The organism is Micromonospora sp. RTGN7 (assembly GCF_033804645.1).
Classification (GTDB): Bacteria; Actinomycetota; Actinomycetes; order Mycobacteriales; family Micromonosporaceae; genus Micromonospora.
On record NZ_JAPZLF010000004.1, the window covers coordinates 327,122 to 344,023 of the forward strand.

At 72.5% G+C, this 16,902-nt stretch carries 19 protein-coding genes, 1 tRNA gene and 1 pseudogene; 12 read left to right on the top strand and 9 right to left on the bottom strand.

The genetic code is table 11. The features are described from left to right. Positions 1 to 22 precede the first annotated feature (22 nt). Entirely contained in the window at positions 23 to 592 is a 570-nt protein-coding gene (locus SNR22_RS08415; RefSeq protein ID WP_320065915.1) for a hypothetical protein, read from the top strand. A 101-nt stretch (positions 593 to 693) separates the two neighbouring features. Continuing rightward, positions 694 to 2,022, top strand: a complete 1,329-nt coding sequence (locus SNR22_RS08420) for an NAD(P)/FAD-dependent oxidoreductase (RefSeq protein WP_320065916.1) — start codon at positions 694 to 696, stop codon at positions 2,020 to 2,022. A 55-nt stretch (positions 2,023 to 2,077) separates the two neighbouring features. Here the strand turns inward: SNR22_RS08420 and SNR22_RS08425 are convergent, their stop codons facing one another. Further along, entirely contained in the window at positions 2,078 to 3,982 is a 1,905-nt protein-coding gene (locus SNR22_RS08425) for a hypothetical protein (RefSeq protein ID WP_320065917.1), read from the bottom strand. A 104-nt stretch (positions 3,983 to 4,086) separates the two neighbouring features. Between SNR22_RS08425 and SNR22_RS08430 the strand changes: the two genes are divergently transcribed. The 5 genes from SNR22_RS08430 to SNR22_RS08450 all read left to right on the top strand — a co-directional run bounded on the left by SNR22_RS08430 (position 4,087) and on the right by SNR22_RS08450 (position 7,418). Then, positions 4,087 to 4,167, top strand: a tRNA-Leu gene (locus SNR22_RS08430). Position 4,168: 1 nt separating this feature from the next. Then, positions 4,169 to 5,167, top strand: coding sequence for a class A beta-lactamase (bla, locus tag SNR22_RS08435; RefSeq protein ID WP_320065918.1), 999 nt, complete (start codon positions 4,169 to 4,171; stop codon positions 5,165 to 5,167). Positions 5,168 to 5,282: 115 nt separating this feature from the next. Continuing rightward, positions 5,283 to 6,098 (top strand): Bax inhibitor-1/YccA family protein, encoded by an 816-nt coding sequence (locus tag SNR22_RS08440; protein WP_320065919.1) that lies wholly within the window; start codon positions 5,283 to 5,285, stop codon positions 6,096 to 6,098. A gap of 184 nt (positions 6,099 to 6,282) precedes the next feature. Further along, complete coding sequence (locus tag SNR22_RS08445; protein WP_320065920.1) at positions 6,283 to 7,041, top strand: Bax inhibitor-1/YccA family protein; 759 nt, start codon at positions 6,283 to 6,285, stop codon at positions 7,039 to 7,041. Positions 7,042 to 7,097: 56 nt separating this feature from the next. Continuing rightward, entirely contained in the window at positions 7,098 to 7,418 is a 321-nt protein-coding gene (locus tag SNR22_RS08450; RefSeq protein WP_320065921.1) for a hypothetical protein, read from the top strand. 27 nt (positions 7,419 to 7,445) lie between these two features. On the opposite strand, the gene SNR22_RS08455 is transcribed toward SNR22_RS08450, so the two are convergent. The 3 genes from SNR22_RS08455 to SNR22_RS08465 form a co-directional block, all read right to left on the bottom strand. Then, the gene (locus tag SNR22_RS08455) at positions 7,446 to 8,708 is read right to left on the bottom strand and encodes an acetyl-CoA C-acetyltransferase (RefSeq protein WP_320065922.1); all 1,263 of its coding nucleotides are present in this window, start codon (positions 8,706 to 8,708) and stop codon (positions 7,446 to 7,448) included. Positions 8,709 to 8,803: 95 nt separating this feature from the next. Further along, positions 8,804 to 9,613 (bottom strand): SGNH/GDSL hydrolase family protein, encoded by an 810-nt coding sequence (locus SNR22_RS08460; RefSeq protein WP_320065923.1) that lies wholly within the window; start codon positions 9,611 to 9,613, stop codon positions 8,804 to 8,806. Beyond that, positions 9,610 to 10,650, bottom strand: coding sequence for an SGNH/GDSL hydrolase family protein (locus tag SNR22_RS08465; protein ID WP_320065924.1), 1,041 nt, complete (start codon positions 10,648 to 10,650; stop codon positions 9,610 to 9,612). Before SNR22_RS08465 ends, SNR22_RS08460 begins: the two co-directional genes overlap by 4 nt. 131 nt (positions 10,651 to 10,781) lie before the next feature. On the opposite strand from SNR22_RS08465, the gene SNR22_RS08470 reads away from it, so the two are divergent. From SNR22_RS08470 to SNR22_RS08480, 3 genes are all read left to right on the top strand, one after another. Next, positions 10,782 to 11,138 (top strand): YkvA family protein, encoded by a 357-nt coding sequence (locus SNR22_RS08470; RefSeq protein ID WP_320065925.1) that lies wholly within the window; start codon positions 10,782 to 10,784, stop codon positions 11,136 to 11,138. Between the two features lie 75 nt (positions 11,139 to 11,213). Beyond that, positions 11,214 to 12,584, top strand: a complete 1,371-nt coding sequence (locus SNR22_RS08475; protein ID WP_320065926.1) for a cystathionine beta-synthase — start codon at positions 11,214 to 11,216, stop codon at positions 12,582 to 12,584. 183 nt (positions 12,585 to 12,767) lie between these two features. Then, a complete protein-coding gene (locus tag SNR22_RS08480; protein ID WP_320065927.1) occupies positions 12,768 to 13,682 on the top strand; it encodes a hypothetical protein in 915 nt (304 codons plus the stop codon). 86 nt (positions 13,683 to 13,768) lie between these two features. Here the strand turns inward: SNR22_RS08480 and SNR22_RS08485 are convergent. The 4 genes and pseudogenes from SNR22_RS08485 to SNR22_RS08500 form a co-directional block, all read right to left on the bottom strand. After that, positions 13,769 to 14,041, bottom strand: a pseudogene (locus SNR22_RS08485) (hypothetical protein); the annotation flags it as partial. Then, on the bottom strand, positions 14,034 to 14,303 hold the full coding sequence (locus SNR22_RS08490) for a hypothetical protein (RefSeq protein ID WP_320065928.1): 270 nt from the start codon (positions 14,301 to 14,303) through the stop codon (positions 14,034 to 14,036). The pseudogene SNR22_RS08485 and the gene SNR22_RS08490, both read right to left, overlap by 8 nt. Next, entirely contained in the window at positions 14,303 to 14,560 is a 258-nt protein-coding gene (locus SNR22_RS08495) for a hypothetical protein (protein ID WP_320065286.1), read from the bottom strand. Before SNR22_RS08495 ends, SNR22_RS08490 begins: the two co-directional genes overlap by 1 nt. Then, positions 14,557 to 14,817, bottom strand: a complete 261-nt coding sequence (locus tag SNR22_RS08500) for a hypothetical protein (RefSeq protein ID WP_320065929.1) — start codon at positions 14,815 to 14,817, stop codon at positions 14,557 to 14,559. Before SNR22_RS08500 ends, SNR22_RS08495 begins: the two co-directional genes overlap by 4 nt. Positions 14,818 to 15,051: 234 nt before the next feature. Here SNR22_RS08500 and SNR22_RS08505 point away from each other — a divergent pair, with 234 nt between their 5' ends. Next, entirely contained in the window at positions 15,052 to 15,852 is an 801-nt protein-coding gene (locus tag SNR22_RS08505) for a helix-turn-helix transcriptional regulator (RefSeq protein WP_320065930.1), read from the top strand. Further along, entirely contained in the window at positions 15,840 to 16,040 is a 201-nt protein-coding gene (locus SNR22_RS08510; protein ID WP_413775609.1) for a DUF397 domain-containing protein, read from the top strand. The genes SNR22_RS08505 and SNR22_RS08510 overlap by 13 nt, the downstream gene beginning before the upstream one ends. 201 nt (positions 16,041 to 16,241) lie before the next feature. Here the strand turns inward: SNR22_RS08510 and SNR22_RS08515 are convergent, their stop codons facing one another. Then, positions 16,242 to 16,856: a TetR/AcrR family transcriptional regulator gene (locus SNR22_RS08515; RefSeq protein WP_320065931.1), complete on the bottom strand. Its 615-nt coding sequence runs from the start codon at positions 16,854 to 16,856 to the stop codon at positions 16,242 to 16,244. Between the last annotated feature and the right edge of the window lie 46 nt (positions 16,857 to 16,902).

Genomic DNA, 16,902 nt, shown 5'->3' on the forward strand with positions numbered 1-16,902 from the left:
CGACGACGGGAGGGCGGAACGGGTGAATCCGGTCGAGGTGGTGACGAACCGCACCCGGGCGGTGCGGACTGCGGTGCTCCGGGTGAGCGCAGCCCCGCTGGTGGTCCGTGCCGGGATCTTCGGCACGGTGCTGGCCGGCCTGCTGCTGGCGTACCCGGCGCAGGCCCTCACCGCTCGGCCGCTGGCCGCCTTCGTGCTGGTGTCGCTGCTGCCGGCGGTCGGGCCGCGCCGGGTCTGGCCGACCTTCGCCGCCCTGGTCACCGTGGGCGGGTGGCTGCTGGCCACCGAGGGGTACGGGCGGCCCATCGCGCTGTGGCGGCTGCTCGCCGTGGCGGTGGCGCTCTACCTGGCCCACTCGCTCTGCGCGCTGGCCGCCCTGCTGCCGTACGACGCGGTGGTGGACCCGGAGCTGGTGGTGCGCTGGCTCACCCGGGCCGGCGGGGTGCTGCTCGCCTCGGCGGTGCTCGGGGTGCTCCTGGTCGAGGTCTCCGACGTCGGCGCCGACCGCGGCTTCCTCGCCCTTACCGTCGTGGGACTGTTGGTCGCGGTGGTGCTCAGCGCGCTGCTGGGCTGGTTGTTACGTCGCAGCTAGCGGGATGCCGAAGCACGTAGCGCAGTTCACAGGTGTTGTGCTCGGTCACAGAAGGGGGTCTCGGACGGGATTACCGGAGCCACCCGGGGAAAGATGGATACGTGAATCCGAAGCGGATCCTTGTCGTCGGTGCCGGGCACGTCGGTCTCTACGCCGCCCTGCGCCTGTCGAAGAAGCTCTCCTCCAGTGAGGCCGAGGTCGTCGTCGTCGACCCGCAGCCCCACATGACGTACCAGCCGTTCCTTCCGGAGGCGGCGGCGGGCAACATCTCCCCCCGGCACTCCGTGGTGCCGCTGCGGCGGGAGTTGCGCAGGTGCAAGTTGGTGGCGGGCACGGTCACGCGGATCGAGCACGACCGCAAGGTGGCCACCGTGCAGCCGATCAGCGGCCCGACCACGGAGATCGCCTACGACCACGTGATCGTGGCCCCCGGCGCGGTCTCCCGGACGCTGCCGATTCCCGGCCTGCACGAGCGCGGCATCGGGTTCAAGACCATCGGCGAGGCCATCTACCTGCGCAACCACGTGCTGGACCGGCTCGACGTGGCAGCCGTCACGCCGGATCCGGACGTCCGGCGTAGCGCGTTGACCTTCACCTTCGTCGGCGGCGGGTACGCGGGCATCGAGGCGCTGGCCGAGATGGAGGACATGGCCCGGGACGCCCTGCGCTACTACCCGGAACTCAAGCCGGAGGACATGCGCTGGGTGCTGGTCGAGGCGACCCAGCGGGTGCTGCCCGAGGTCGACCGGGACATGGGTGCCTACACGGTGCAGCAGCTGCTCAAGCGGAACATGGACATCCGGCTGGACACCCGCCTGGAGTCCTGCGTCGACGGGCTGGTCAAGCTCTCCGACGGCGACAGTTTCCGCTCCGACACCATTGTCTGGACGGCCGGCGTGAAGCCGTCGCCGATGCTCGACGCCACCGACCTTCCCCGCGACGACCGCCGCCGGGTCACCTGCCTGCCCACCCTCCAGGTCGTCGACGGCGACCAGGTGGTCGAGGGCGCGTGGAGCGCCGGTGACTGCGCGGCGGTGCCGGACCTGACCAAGGAGCCGGGCAACTTCTGCTCGCCGAGCGCCCAGCACGCGGTGCGCCAGGCCGCCCGGATGGCCGACAACATCGCGAACGTGATCCGTGGGCGGGAGCCGGTCGAGTACAAGCACAAGCACGCGGGCAGCGTGGCCAGCCTCGGCCTGTACAAGGGTGTCGCCCAGGTGTACGGCATCAAGATGACCGGCCTGCCCGCGTGGTTCATGCACCGGACGTACCACATGAGCCGGATCCCGTCGTTCAACCGCAAGATCCGGGTGGTGGCCGACTGGACGCTGGCGTTCTTCCTCAAGCGCGAGGTGGTGGCGCTCGGCCAGCTGCACGACCCGCGCGAGGAGTTCGTCGAGGCGTCCCAGCCGGCGGCCCCCCGCAGCTGATCGCCCAAAGAAGGGCCCCTCGCCGCCGAGGGGCCCTTCTTTGCGGGGCGGGTCCTCAGACCCGCCAGATCCAGGCGTCGGCGATCCGGGTGGACGGGCCGTAGAGCTGATCCAGGGTGGCCCGCAGGTCATCGGCGTGCGGCGTCCGGTCGGCCAGGGCGAAACAGGACGCGTCCCAGTGGTCGGCGTCCCGCCCCGCCTGCTGGCGTTCCGCGTCGCCGACCACTGGTCGGCCGCCCTGCTTTGCCACGCCCGTGAGCAGCGCCGACGTCGGCCGCTTCCAGGTACCCATGGTGGCGGTGCCGTCGCGCCCGTACGGGCCGATGAAGAAGCCCTCCGGCAGGCCGAAGGCCGCGTCGGCGGCGGTGGCCCAGCGCATCGGCCAGGGATCCTTCGGGGTGGGCAGGGGCACGGGCACCAGCACCCCGCCGGGGCGGACGCACTCCCGCCAGTGCCCGCCGGTGACGAACGCCGGCAGTGCCGGGCGGTCGGCGGTGGGCAGCGGCGCCGGGAGGACCGGCAGCAGCGCGACCCCGACCGCCATCGGGACCAGCCGACGGGCGCGCCCGGTGCCGCGCTGCGCCCGGTCCACGGCCAGCACCAGCAGCGTCGCGATCACCGGCAGCACCGCCAGGGCGAACCGCATCGGCAGCGCCCCGTCCACGACCGGAACGCCCTTGAGCAGGTGGTACGGGCCGGGAACGGCGGTCCGTACGCCGTCGAGGAGCACGGTCGGGCCGAGGGAGAGCGCACCCATCACCAGCGCGCCGGCCACGCAGGCGATCACCAGCGGGCGGCGGCCCAGCCAGACCGCGCAACCCAGGGCCACCAGCAGCAGCGGCCAGCCGAGGAACGTGTTGTATTCCGCCGGGCCGGTGGTGAGCCGGGCGGCCTCGTCGTCGCCGAGGATCGACAGCGGGGAGAGGGCCCACCAGCTGCGCAGGTCGGCCGAGAAGTATTCCGGGCTGAATATCCCGTCGGCGACGCCCATCGGCCCGGCGAACTGGAACCACAGCGGGTACGCCACCGCGAGCAGGGCCAGGCCGGTGGCGAGCAGTATCCCGCCGGCGAAACCGGGCAGCGCCCGGCGTAGCAGTTCCCGGTCGGCCACGGCGTACGCGACGGCCATCACCAGCAGCGTCACCGCGCAGAGGAACAGCACCTCCTCGCCGACGAAGACCTGCACGCCGGCCACGGCGGCGAGGCCGAGGGCGGAGGTGAGCATCCGCCGCTGATCGGCGCGACCCCCGGCGCGGCCCGAGGTGCGACCCCCGGCGCGGCCCGAGGTGCGACCCCCGCCCCGCTGGCCGGGGGCGGTCGGCCGGGCCAGCGGGTCGGCGGCGCGCAGCAGCCGGACCACCAGCCAGACGATCACCGGCACCAGCCACTGCGCGGTCATGTGCAGGTGGCTGTTGGTCTGCGCGACCATCCCGGGGCCGAAGCCGCAGAGCCCCGCGCCGAGCGCGGCCGCCACCGGGTGGGCCCGCAGGAGCCGGGTGAAGAGCAGGTGCCAGGCCACGGCGGTGCCGGCCAGGTTGAGCCCGGCGAGCAGGGCGAAGGTGACCGGCGCACCGAACAGCAGGGTCACCGGGGCGAACAGGACGCCGAGCGCGATGACCGTCGTGTTGGCCATCAGGTTCACCCCGTCCGGGGCGTTGAGCCGGTCGCTGAGCAGACCGAAGTCGCCGAGCAGGGCGCGCGAGTCGACGGCCAGGAACCACTCGTAGAGGGCCTGGTCCGCCGGGTTGAGCGCCAGCACCCGGCCGGACGGGTCCGGCCACAGCCCGTGGGTGAGCCAGCCCGCCAGGGCCGTGAAGAGCAGCGCCACGACCAGGTCGCCCCGGTGCCGCCCGGCGGCCCGCCGCAGCCGGGCCCACCGGGCGTCGGCCGGGGCCGGGACGCCGGAGCGGGGGGCCGCACCGGGGGCGGCGTCGGGGGCCGTGGGGGCTGCGCTGCTCACGGCCTCGACCCTAGTGCGGGGGTGCCCACGAGGTACGCCGGGTCGTCACGCAACCGCTACGGTGGCACTGCACGGGCGTGTCGGTGTCGACGCGCGTGCCACCCGCCCGGGTGGTGGAACGGCAGACACGGCCGCCTTAAAAGCGGCTGCCGCAAGGCGTGCGGGTTCGAGCCCCGCCCCGGGCACATGAGTTCAGCTTCACGTCGACGGCGTCGAGGCATCGGGCCGGGGCGTCCGGGCCGGTGCGCAGGGCTTCGCGGGGCCGTCGCCGCCCTGCTCCTGCTCGCCCCGCTCGCGGCCTGCTCGCCGAACGGGGATCCGCCCGCGCCGACGCCGGGATCGACGCCCGGAGGCACGGCCACCGCGCCGGCGAGCCCGACCGCCGGGGCCGCGCCGGCCCCCTCGGCGCAGCCGGAGTTCGCCCGGCTCGAAGCGGACTTCGACGCCCGGCTCGGCGTCTACGCCGTCGACACCGGCACCGGCCGCACCGTCGCGCACCGGGCCGACGAGCGTTTCGCCTACGCCTCGACGTTCAAGGCGCTCGCCGTCGCGGCGGTGCTGGCGGCGACGACCCCCGCCGAGCTGGACCAGGTGGTCCGCTACACCCGGGCCGACCTGGTGACGTACTCGCCGATCACCGAGCGGCACGCGGGGAAGGGGATGCCCCTGCGCGACCTGGCGGAGGCCGCCGTGCGCTACAGCGACAACACCGCCGGTAACCTGCTGCTGGCGCGGCTGGGCGGCCCGGCCGGCTTCGCGCGGGCGCTGCGCGGCCTCGGCGACCGGGTGACCAACCCGGTGCGCAACGAACCTTCCCTCAACGAGGCGGCCCCGGGCGACGAGCGCGACACGAGCACCCCCCGGGCGCTCGCCACCGACCTGCGGGCGTACGTCCTCGGCGACGCGCTCGCCGCCGACGACCGCGCGTTGCTCATCGGGTGGCTCAGGACGAACACGACCGGGGACGGGCTCGTCCGGGCCGGTGTCCCGGCCGGCTGGCAGGTCGGCGACAAGACCGGCTCCGGCGGCTACGGCACCCGCAACGACATCGCCGTCGTCTGGCCTCCCGGCGGCGCTCCCATCGTGCTGGCGATCCTCTCCAGCCGCGACGAGGCCGACGCCGAGTACGACGAGAAGCTGATCGCCAGGGCCACGGAGGCGACGGTCGACGCCCTGCGCCGGTAGGCGGGCCGGACACTCTCAGCTTTCCTTCAGCTTGGTGATCAGCGGCGATCCGGCCCCGGGCCGTACCCTGGAAGGGCACGTAGACGTGCGACGACCCCCTGAGGGAGGCCAGACAGTGAAGACCTCGAACCCGGTGCTCGCCCGGCTCGGCCAAGCGGCCGAGCGGGAGCGGGCCGCCGGGTACGCCCCGGCCGGGCCCTACGGGCAGCCCGGCTATCCGCAACAGTACCCGGGCGCACCGGGCCACCCGGCCGCCCCGCCCACCGTGACGCCGATGTCGATCGACGACGTGGTGGTCAAGACCGTCACCCTGCTGGGCATCCTCGGCATCTCCGCCGCGGCCGCCTGGGTGCTCGTCCCGGACGCGCTGCTCGGCGTCGCGTGGATCGGCGCGGCGGTGGTCGGCCTCGTGCTCGGCCTGATCATCTCGTTCTCCAAGATGGCGAACCCGGCGCTGGTCGTCGCGTACGCCGTCGTCGAGGGCGTCTTCGTCGGCATGATCAGCAAGACGTTCAATTCGCTCTACGACGGCATCGTGCTCCAGGCCGTGGTGGCCACCTTCGGCGTCTTCTTCCTGATGGCCATGCTCTACAGGGCGCGGGTCATCCGGGCGACGCCGAAGTTCGTCCGCGGCATGGTCGCGGCGATGGTCGGCCTGTTCGCGGTGATGATGATCAACCTGGTGCTGTCGCTGTTCGGCGTGAACACCGGCCTGCGCGACGGCAGCCCGCTGGCCATCGGCTTCAGCCTGGTCTGCATCGTGGTGGCGTCGCTGAGCTTCGTGCTCAGCTTCGACGAGATCGAGCAGGGCGTCCGGATGGGCCTGCCCCAGCGTTACTCCTGGACCGCGGCGTTCGGCATCCTGGTCAGCCTGGTCTGGCTCTACGTCGAGATCCTGCGCCTGCTGAGTTTCTTCCAGGGCGACGACTGACCTGCGCCGCCGACGACTGCGCCCGCCCCCGCGACCTGCGGCGGCGGGCGCCGTCGTCTCGGCGCCCGCCCTTCTGCCTCCCTCCCGCCCGTCCGGGCCGCGCCGGACCCGGCGTTTGCCCGCCGCCGCCGACCCCGCCGGGGCAGAGTGACTGCGAGAGGGGTACGTCGGTCAGGAGGTGGCGGTGCGCAGTTCCAACCCGGTGCTGACCCGGCTGGACGACACCCTCCGGCGGGAACGCCAGGTGCTCGGGTCTGGCGGCACCGAGACGATGACCGTCGACGACGTGGTGGTACGCACCGTCGGGCTGCTGCTGCTCACGGTCGCCACGGCGGCGGTGGCCTGGTCGTTGGTCCCGCAGGCGGTGTGGATCTCCGCCGCGCTGGCCGGCTCGGCGCTGGCCACGATCGCCCTGGCGCTGGTCATCTCGCTGCGCGGCAGCACCAACCCGGTTCTGATCGCCGGCTACGCGGTGCTCCAGGGGCTGCTGCTCGGGGTGGCCAGCCGGGCGTTCGAGCTGGTCTACCCGGGGATCGTGGTGCAGGCGGTGACGGGCACCTTCGGCGTCTTCCTCGGCATGGCCCTGCTGTACCGCTTCCGGGTGGTCCGGGCCACCCCGCGACTGGCCCGGCTGGTCGCCGGCACCCTGATCGGGATCGTCGCGATCAGTGTGGTCAACCTGGTCGCCTACCTGGTCACCGGCCGGCAGGGGCTGGAGGTGTACAGCCTGACCGCCGAGGTCGGCTGGCTGGCGTACGTCTTCTCGGTGGTGGCGATCCTCGCTGGCGCGTTCAGCTTCATCCTCGACTTCGACCTGGTCGAACGGTCGGTCCGCGCCGAGTTGCCCCGCCGGTACGCCTGGTACTGCGCGTTCGGGCTGCTCGCCGGCCTGGTCTTCCTCTACTGGCAGCTGCTGCGCCTGCTCAGCTACCTGCGCCGCTGACTGCTGACTGCTGACTGCTGAGCGGAGGGCCGCAGTCCTTTCGTAGACTCGGTACGGTGAGCGCAGCGGAACTGGGCCGGGCGGTGGAACTGCTGGTCCGTCAGGTCGGGCACTGGCAGCAGCCACGCTGGGCGGCGGTCGCCGACGGCGGCAACGTGTCCCGGGCCGACCTGGTGCACCGGCTGGTGCAGGAGATCGCGAACCTCGACGCGGACGCCGAGGGCCGGCCCCGACGCACGGTGCCCCGCCTCGACAACGACCTCGCCCTGACCGATCAGCTCCGGGTGGTCACCGCTGACCTGCTGGCCGCCGCCCCGCCCGCCGAGGTGCTGGCCCGGGCCGCCGCCGAGGTGACGGCGACCCGCAGGGTGCTCTGACCGCCGGCTCGTCGGGTCGGCCGGGGGTCAGCCGAGGCGTTCGAGGACCATGGCCATGCCCTGGCCGCCGCCGACGCACATGGTCTCCAGGCCGATGGTCCCGTCGTGCCACTCCAGGGCGTTGAGCAGGGTGCCGGTGATCCGGGCCCCGGTCATCCCGAACGGGTGGCCGACGGCGATCGCCCCGCCCATCACGTTCAGCTTCTCCTCGGGGATGCCGAGCTGCCGGTAGGAGGGGATCACCTGGGCGGCGAACGCCTCGTTGATCTCGACCAGGTCGACGTCGTCGATGGTCATCCCGGCCCGCGCGAGCGCCTGCTTCGACGCCTCGACCGGGCCGAGCCCCATGATCTCGGGGGAGAGGGCGGTGACGCCGGTGGAGACGATCCGGGCCAGCGGGGTGAGGCCGAGGTCCCGGGCGCGCTGAGCGCTCATGATCACCACTGCCGCCGCGCCGTCGTTGAGCGGGCAGCAGTTGCCGGCGGTGATCCGGCCGTCGGGGCGGAACACCGGCTTCAGCCCGGCCACCCCCTCCAGGGTCACCCCGGGGCGGGGGCCGTCGTCGGTGCTGACCACGGTGCCGTCGGGCGTGGTGACCGGGGTGATCTCCCTGGCCCAGAACCCGTCGGCGATCGCCTTCTCGGCGAGGTTCTGGCTGCGTACGCCGAAGGCGTCCATGTCGGCGCGGGTCACGTCGTGCACCTGGGCCAGGTTCTCGGCGGTCTGCCCCATGGCCAGGTAGATGTCGGGCAGGTCGCCGGTGGTGCGGGGGTCGGTCCACACCTCCGCGCCGCCCTGGGCGCGCTGCTTCGAGCGTTCCTGCGCCGCCGCGAAGCGGGGGTTCTCCCAGCCGCCACCCACCAGCGCCTGCGCCTCGGGCGGTAGCCCGTCGGAGTTGCCCCGGGCGTACCGGGAGACCATCTCGACACCGGCGGAGATGAAGACGTCGCCCTCCCCGGCCCGGATCGCGTGCATCGCCATCCGGGTGGTCTGCAGGGAGGACGCGCAGTAGCGGGTCAGGGTGGCGCCCGGCAGGCCGTCCAGGCCCATCAGGGTGGCGACCACCCGGGCCATGTTGAAGCCCTGCTCACCCCCGGGCAGGCCGCAGCCGAGGTAGAGGTCCTCGATCTCAGTCGGGTCGAGCTGGGGAACCTTGTCCAGGGCGGCCCGGACGATGGTGGCGGCCAGGTCGTCGGGGCGGACGTCGCGCAGGGCACCCTTGTGTGCCCGGCCGATGGGGGAGCGGGCGGTGGCGACGATGACGGCGTCGCGGGACGACTCGATCGGCATGAACCAACGTTAACTCGCCGGTAACTTGGTGCGGAAGCGCCCCGCCCGGCGGGAAATGTCACCCAGACCGCCCCGCCCTCACCGCCGGCGGGCGGTCAGTAGCGGGAGGCGACGTTGGCAGCGGCGGCGACCGCCGGGATCAGCGCGTGCGCCCAGATCCGGTACCCGTCGGCGGACGGGTGGAAGCCGTCGTGGCAGAAGGTGCCGGCATCGGCCCGAAACACCTGGCCGGTCTCGGCGCACAGGTCGACCACCGTGGCCCCGGCGTCGAGCGCGGCGATGGTCTGGGCCTGGGCGATCCGCCGACCGGACCAGCCGACCACGTGCCGTAGCGGCGGGGCGATCGCCCGGACCGCCCCCAGGTCGGGGCAGGTGCCGACGACCACCTCGACGTGCGCCTCGCGCAGCCGCCGCACGGCCACCCCCAGGTACGCACCGGCCTCCGCCGGGCGACGCAGCGCGGTGGCGTCGTTGGCGCCGATCAGGATCACCGCCACGTCGGGGTGCGGGCCGAGCAGGGCCCGGGCCACCTGGGTGGACAGGTCGGTGGAGCGGGAGCCGGAGACCCCGACGCAGGACAGGTGCACCTGGCGGCCGGTTGGCCCCTCGGCGAGCAGGTGGGCGAGCTGCCCGCCGACCGTGTCGCCGAGCCGGGCAACGCCCACCCCGAGGGCGGACGAGTCGCCGAGCAGGACCAGCCGCAGCGGCTGCGCGCCGGGCCGTCCCACCGTGGCGCGCAGGGCCAACCCCAGCTCCGGCTGGGCGTACGGGCGGTGGCGGGCGACGAACGCCTCGCCGGCGAGGACGGCCGCGCCGCCGATCGTCCCGGCGATCAGGGACAGGGCCGCCGCCCGGCCCAGCCGGACGGCGAGTTTTCCGCCGTGGCTGCCGCTGTGCTCGGTCATGGCCGTCCCTCCAGGGTGGGTGAGTCGGCGGCCGGGCCGGGTTGTGGCACCGCGCCGACGCCGAAGAAGGCCCGCCGGCGCAGTTGCGCCCACCGGCCGGCCGGCCCACGGTCACGCCCGCGGACCTGAGTGGCACTGACCTCCGTGCCCGCGTGCCGGGCCGCCTCCTGGGCGGCCTCCGGCAGTGACCGTACGCCCTCGCCGGGGCGGCTTTCGGTTCCGGTGCCGAGCGCGGAGAGCACCGTCGGCAGCAGCGCGGCGGCGGTCACCGCGTACCCCTCCGCGGACGGATGGAACCGGTCCCAACCGAACATCCGGATCGGCTCGGCGAGGAACCGGGGACCGAGGAGATCGCCGAGCGAGACCGTCCAGCCGCCCGCCTCGACCACCGCCACCGTCTGCGCCGCGGCGAGCTGCAGGCTCCACCGCCGGGCCAGCCAGCGCAGCGGCGGCCGGATCGGCTGGATCGCCCCGAGATCGGGGCAGGTGCCCACCACCACCTCGCAGCCGGCCCCACGCAGCGTGCGGACCGCGTCGACCAGGTAGCGCACGGCCAGCGCCGGTGGGGTGCGGTTGGTGATGTCGTTGCCACCGATCACGATCACCGCGACGTCCGGCCCGGTCTCCAGCGCCGACTCCACCTGCGGCCTCAGCCCGGGTGAGATGGCACCCACCACGGCGAACCGGTGCAGCCGCACCGGCCGGTGCAGCCGGCGGGACAGCCCGGTGGCCAGCAGTGCACCGGGCGTCTCCCGGCGGCGGTGCACGCCGTACCCGGCGGCGACCGAGTCACCGAGGACCACCATGGTCAGTGGCGGGCCGGGGAACTTCGGGCCGTAGAGGCCGTCGCAGCGAGGCGGGGGCGCCTCCGCCGCCGGGATGGTGCGCCGGGCCTGCCTGGCCTGGCCGAGCAGCATCCCGCCGGTGGCCACGGCGGCAGCGGCGGTGGCGCCCGTGCCGATCGCGGCGAGGCGGGCGACCCGCCGGGCGCGCTGCCAGCGCGGACCAACCGGTGCGACGGAACCAGCGACCCCCATACCGCGACATTATCGCGCCGCTCACCACATTGCCGCTGTCGTCCTACCGGCCGATCCAGGGCTGGGATCCGACGATTCCGGGTACCACTTGCGCGGACACCGCACGCTGTCGGACGAAGAGGGGAGTAGGAATGGGAAAGACACTGAAACGGAGCGCGGCCTTCACGGCGCTGGCCCGGGCGCTGACCGCCGGGGCACGGGGTGGCCCGTCGCTGGGCGCCCGGCTGGCGGCGCTGCCCCGGATGATCAGGGCCACCACCAGAGGGCAGTACGACGGCGGCCTCCGGCTGGCCCTGATGACCGCGGCGACGGCGTACATCATCTCGCCGATCGACCTGCTCCCGGAGATCCCGCTGGCGATCTTCGGTCTGGCCGACGACGCGGTCATGGTGACCTGGCTGGCCGGCTCCGTGCTCGCGGAGACCGAGCGGTTCCTGGAGTGGGAGACGCGTCGCGACTCCGTCATCCCCGGGCATGTGACGCCCTGACGGCACGTACCCTGGGCGTCGAATGAATGTCGGCCCGGCCGCCGTCGCCGGCGCCGCAACGAAGGGCACAACGAGGTGCAGTACTACGACAATGTCGTCGATATGATCGGCAACACCCCGCTGGTTCGACTGCGCAACGTCACCGAGGGCATCCGGGCGACGGTGCTCGCGAAGGTGGAATACCTGAACCCGGGCGGGTCGGTGAAGGACCGGATCGCGCTGCGGATGGTCGAGGACGCCGAGGCTGCGGGGATCCTGAAGCAGGGCGGGACCATCGTCGAGCCGACCAGCGGCAACACCGGCGTCGGGCTGGCCCTGGTGGCCCAGCTCAGGGGCTACCGGTGCGTGTTCGTCTGCCCGGACAAGGTCAGCCAGGACAAGCAGGACGTGCTGCGGGCGTACGGCGCGGAGGTGGTGGTCTGCCCGACCGCCGTCGCGCCGGAGGACCCGCGCTCCTACTACAACGTCTCCAACCGGCTGGCCCGGGAGATCCCCGGCGCGTGGAAGCCCGACCAGTACAGCAACCCGGCCAACCCGCGCTCCCACTACGAGACCACCGGCCCGGAGCTGTGGGAGCAGACCGGCGGCGAGCTCACCCACTTCGTGACCGGGGTGGGCACCGGCGGCACCATCTCCGGCATCGGCCGGTACCTCAAAGAGGCCTCCGAGGGACGGGTCCGGATCATCGGTGCGGACCCGGAGGGCTCGGTCTACTCCGGCGGCACCGGCCGGCCGTACCTGGTCGAGGGGGTCGGCGAGGACTTCTGGCCGGAGACGTACGACCGGGACGTGGCCGACGAGATCGTGGAGGTCTCCGACAAGGCGTCGTTCGAGATGACCCGGCGGCTGGCCCGTGAGGAGGGGCTGCTGGTCGGCGGCTCCTGCGGGATGGCCGTGGTGGCCGCCCTGGAGGTGGCCCGTTCCGCCGGCCCGGACGACGTGATCGTGGTGCTGCTGCCGGACAGCGGCAAGGGATACCTGTCGAAGATCTTCAACGACACCTGGATGGCCCGGTACGGCTTCCTCGACAACTCGGGCAGCGAGCCGACCGTCGCCGACGCCCTCGCCGGCAAGCCGGGCGGGCTGCCCGAGCTGGTGCACGTGCACCCGACCGAGACGGTCCGCGACGCCATCGACTACATGCGCGAGTACGGCGTCTCCCAGCTCCCGGTGCTCAAGGCCGAGCCGCCCGTGGTGACCGGCGAGGTGGCCGGCTCGATCGCCGAGCGGGACCTGCTCGACGCCCTGTTCACCGGGCAGGCGCACCTGCACGACACGATCGAGCGGCACATGTCCGACCCGCTGCCGATGATCGGTGGGGGCCAGCCGGTGAGCGAGGCGGTCGCGCTGCTGGAGAAGTCCGACGCGGCGTTGGTGCTGGTCGACGGCAAGCCCAAGGGCGTGCTGACCCGGCAGGACCTGCTCGCCCACCTCGGCGCCCACTGACCCGACCGCATCTCGACGCGTCCTGATCTGGCGGCGTGCCGCAGGGCCCCTTCCCCCGACCGGGAAGGGGCCCTGTCCCGTTGCACAGCAGGCGCACAAGTTCGGCACAGGAGCCGTCCAACCCCTCGGCCTAGCGTCGGTGCCGGATCGGTTGATCCGTCATCGAGCCACCCGGGAGGACCCATGCGCCGCGACCTCGACCACCACGAAGGGCAGCGGGTCAGCCGTCGCCGGCTGTTCGCGGGCGTCGGATCGGTCGGGCTGGCCGGCCTGCTGGCCGCCTGTGGACGGGACGGCGGGACCGTCACCACGTCGACCGGTGAGACCGTGACGCCGCAGGCCACCGCCGGCACGTCGGGCGACCTGGCCGGGCTCTTCGCCGACGCGAACACCTGCACGCTGACCGCGAGCACGACTCAGGGTCCGTACTACTTCGACGCCGACAAGATCCGTCGCGACATCCGGGAGGACCGGCCGGGCACCCGGCTGCGGGTGGCCATCCGGGTGCAGGACAGCGAGAAGTGCGCTCCGCTGGCGAACGCCGTCGTGGAGATCTGGCACTGCGACGCGGCGGGGCTGTACTCGGGTGCGGAGAGCCAGTCGACCGGCGGCGGCGTCCCCGGCGGCACTCCGCCCAGCGGTGCGCCCGGTGGTGGGCCGGGCGGGCCTCCACCCAGCGGTGCCCCCGGCAGCACTCCGCCCAGCGGAGCCCCGGGCGGCGGCTCCGAGGGGCAGGCTGCCGACCTCACCCCGACCGACGACAAGCGTTACCTGCGTGGCGCACAGGTCACCAACGCCGACGGGATCGTCGAGTTCATCACCGTCTGGCCGGGCTGGTACCGGGGCCGCACCGTGCACATCCACGCCATGGTGCACGTGAACAACAACCGCGTGCTCACCACCCAGGTGATGTTCGACGAGGCGCTCAACACGAAGGTTTTCGCCGCAGCGCCGTACGCCACGCACACCGGGCGGGACACCTTCAACGACAAGGACAACATCTACGCCGACAGCATGCTGATGAAGGTCGTCGAGGACGGCGACGGTTACCTCGGGCTGATCAACTTTTCGGCGGACTCGGATCGGGACGGATCGTAAGTACCGGGTGTAGGGAGGGGCCCGGTTGACGCATTCTGCAGGGCAGGGGCCCCTTCTCCACACCGCCGCCGGCGCTCGGACGGGACCGGTGTCCTCGGGGGCGCGGGCGGCGTCCTCGGGGTGGAGCTCAGCCGCCGCAGCCCCGCCGGCTGGACGTAGATGGAGCGGCGGGCCACCGCGTCGCCCTTGGCGTCGATCTCGTAGCCGTCGAGCCAGAGCCACCCGTGGTAGGTGTGCCAGTCGTCGTGTACGCGGATGACGCGGAAGACGATGGGCCGGATGAACTGGACGCTGGCGGCCCGGGTGACGTGCAGGAGATCCCCGGACTGCGGCTTCCTGGGCGGCGCGGCCTCAGGCATCGCCGCTGCGCCGATCCCCCCGGGCCGGCATGACCATGTCGAGCCACCCGAGGTGCCGCAGCTCCATGTCCGGGTCGGGCGGCAGGCCGCGCCGCGCACGCTCATCAACCCCCAGGCGGAACCAATCACTCATGTACGCCACGAGCAGATCTCCCCGGCCGGCGAACTCGACGAGGCTCGCCAACTGCCGCTCGAAGCAGGGCCACGGCTTGCCGCAGACAAAACACGGGCCGCCGGCGTACCTCGGTGGGTGCTGGCCCATCACCGCTCCCGCACCCCGGGCTCCAGGCGGGCCGGCGGATCGTCGATGATCGCCTGCACCCGGACCATGACGACGCGCTCCCGCCACGGCGTGCCGTCGGGCCGCAGCTCCAGCCCTTCCAGCCGCACCCACCGCGACGCCAGGAAGTTCGCGTACCGGGGGACGTAGGTGACCTTCAGCCACAGCACCGTCTGCCCGATGCAGTAGTCGCACGGTTGGAGGGTGAGCACGTCGCCCGTGACGACCAGGGGATTCACCTCCGGAACCCGCCCCCGCCCCGGGACGGACCGGCGGCGGCCGGCTCGCCCGCCCCGGCCCGCAGCACCCCAGCGGCCAGGCCGAACTTCGGGAAGATCGGCGGCGGCACCAGCGGCCCGATGGGGCCGGGGAGGTACGGCGCGGGCTCGGACGGCTGCGCCGGCCTCGGCGTCGGGTCCGGCGTCGGCTTCGGGTCCGGCTTCGGGTCCGGCTTCGGTCGGTGGGACCGGGGCCAACCTCCAGGGTGTCCGCTCATCCTCTCCCCCTCCTCGCGGCGCAGGTGGGGGTCGCCAGCTCGTGGATGGACCGGGCGACCCCCCGGCGCAGAACCGACCCCCGCCTTAGGGCCAGAAGCGGGTTCGCGTAGTGACAGTCTGGTGAGGACGCCGCTACTCTCGATACGCGCTCGCCCGGTTCGCGCAGGTCAGAGGGCTGGTCGAGCGAGCAAGCGAGACACACCCGACGAGGCTGAGCAAAAATTGGGGGACTGATGGGTACGGCCACAAACTATGTGCTCGGGGAGCTGCGACTGCTCCGAGCGTCGATCGGGGCCAGCCAGGAGGAACTCGGCCGGGCCATCGGCTACTCCGGCTCCCATGTCAGCTCTGTCGAGACGGGTGGGCGGCCGCCGACGAAGGAGTACATGAAGGCGCTCGACGACCACTACCACCTCGATGACCGGTTCGGCCGGATGCTCCGCGAGCTGGCCAAGCTGGACTCCGAGCCGGTCTGGCTGCGCGAATGGATCGAGTTCGAGCGCGAGGCGACCACGCTGCGGTGGTTCGAGCTGTCGTACCTTCCCGGTCTGCTCCAGACCGAGCGGTACGCGCGGGCGACGCTGGCCGGCGGCCGGTTCACCGCCGACGAGGTCGAGCGGATCGTGGCATCCAGGCTCAGCCGGCAGGAAATTTTGGAGCGCGAACGCCCGCCGCAGTTCATCGCCGTCGTGGACGAGAGCGTGCTTCGCCGGCCGGTGCTCGATCAACCGGGGCTCATGGCGGAACAGCTCGACCACCTCGCCGCGCAGGCGATGCGGGAACACATCCAGGTGCATGTCGTGCCCGTGGACGCCGGAATGTACCTGGGGCTGGCCGGTCAGTTCATCATCGCCGAGATGCCCGACGGAGCCCGGGTGGCCCACGCGGACAACCAGCTCACTGCGCAGATCGTCGATGCGCCCGCCGATGTTGCTAGGCTCGCGAGAACCTGGGAGATCGTGCGGAACGAGGCGCTTTCCCGCCGGCAGTCCATCGAGCTGATCAAAGAGGTGGCGAAGTCATGGAATCGATGACCCCACAGTGGCGGAAGTCCACCAGGTCCGGCGGCAACGGCGGGTCCTGCGTCGAGGTCGCCGACAACATGCCGGGCGTGGTGCTGGTACGCGACACCAAGGACCGCGACGGCGGCATCCTCCACTTCACCCCCGGCAACTGGCAGTCCTTCGTGGACCTGACGAAGAAAATCGGTCCGCTGGGCTGAGCCCTCGGACTGCGGAAGAGGTCCCCAGCGCAAGCTGGGGATTTTCCTTTGTCGGGAGCGCTGGTCGTGGCCACCGCCGTCGTCATGCCCCCGGTCGTGGGGTCACCCCGGGCATGTGCACGTCATCCCGATCCACGTCGGGCTGCACGAGACGCCTGCAAGCCCTCGGCGGCGCTGGGCGGAGTGTGCCCCCGCAGCGGGCTAGGAGCTGCCCATTCCACGGCGCAGTTGGGTGAATGCCTGGTCTGCGTCGACGACCGCCTCGGGTTGCACATCGTGTGCGGTCCTCCCGTCGGCGATCTTCTGCCAGTTGGTCCGGGCCAGTACGCGTTGAACCGCGATCACCTGGGCGGCTTGCAGTCGGGCCCCGATGCCCGGGCCGAGGGCGGCGGCCAGCGAGTCCTCATCGTCGAGCATGTACTGCGTGAGCCGTCCCGCCAGGCTCGGGGTGGTGAACACCAGTCGATGAAATTCCACCACCTCGGGATGATCATTGAGGCCGGTGACCGGCTCGAAGCGATCGAGACCGGCGCGGAAATGCCGGTGCAGCGCCGCCATCGGCGCGATGTCGGACCGGCGGTCGCGTAGCACGCGTGCGGCCTCACCGTTGTGGTCCGCGAAGCGGTGCAGGACCAGGTCTTCCTTGGTCGCGAAGTAGCGGAACAGGGTCGGTTTCGACACCTCGGCCGTCGCGGCGATGTCGGACACCGATACCTGGTCGAACCCGCGCGCCAGGAACAGCGAGATGGCCGCATCGGCGATCGCGTCCCGGGTTCGTACCTTCTTGCGGGCCCGTAGCCCGACCGGCTCGATCACCTTGCTAGAGTAACATTCGTTACTGAGTTGCATTTTTAACCGAGTA

What these genes read in the sequence shown, in the direction of transcription:
- bla (WP_320065918.1), top strand. Translation starts at nt 4,169, where the DNA reads ATGAGTTCAGCTTCACGTCGACGGCGTCGAGGCATCGGGCCGGGGCGT.
- SNR22_RS08480 (WP_320065927.1), top strand. Translation starts at nt 12,768, where the DNA reads ATGCGCCGCGACCTCGACCACCACGAAGGGCAGCGGGTCAGCCGTCGC.
- SNR22_RS08465 (WP_320065924.1), bottom strand. Translation starts at nt 10,650, where the DNA reads ATGGGGGTCGCTGGTTCCGTCGCACCGGTTGGTCCGCGCTGGCAGCGC.
- SNR22_RS08510 (WP_413775609.1), top strand. Translation starts at nt 15,840, where the DNA reads ATGGAATCGATGACCCCACAGTGGCGGAAGTCCACCAGGTCCGGCGGC.
- SNR22_RS08500 (WP_320065929.1), bottom strand. Translation starts at nt 14,817, where the DNA reads ATGAGCGGACACCCTGGAGGTTGGCCCCGGTCCCACCGACCGAAGCCG.
- SNR22_RS08470 (WP_320065925.1), top strand. Translation starts at nt 10,782, where the DNA reads ATGGGAAAGACACTGAAACGGAGCGCGGCCTTCACGGCGCTGGCCCGG.
- SNR22_RS08455 (WP_320065922.1), bottom strand. Translation starts at nt 8,708, where the DNA reads ATGCCGATCGAGTCGTCCCGCGACGCCGTCATCGTCGCCACCGCCCGC.
- SNR22_RS08505 (WP_320065930.1), top strand. Translation starts at nt 15,052, where the DNA reads ATGGGTACGGCCACAAACTATGTGCTCGGGGAGCTGCGACTGCTCCGA.
- SNR22_RS08490 (WP_320065928.1), bottom strand. Translation starts at nt 14,303, where the DNA reads ATGGGCCAGCACCCACCGAGGTACGCCGGCGGCCCGTGTTTTGTCTGC.
- SNR22_RS08460 (WP_320065923.1), bottom strand. Translation starts at nt 9,613, where the DNA reads ATGACCGAGCACAGCGGCAGCCACGGCGGAAAACTCGCCGTCCGGCTG.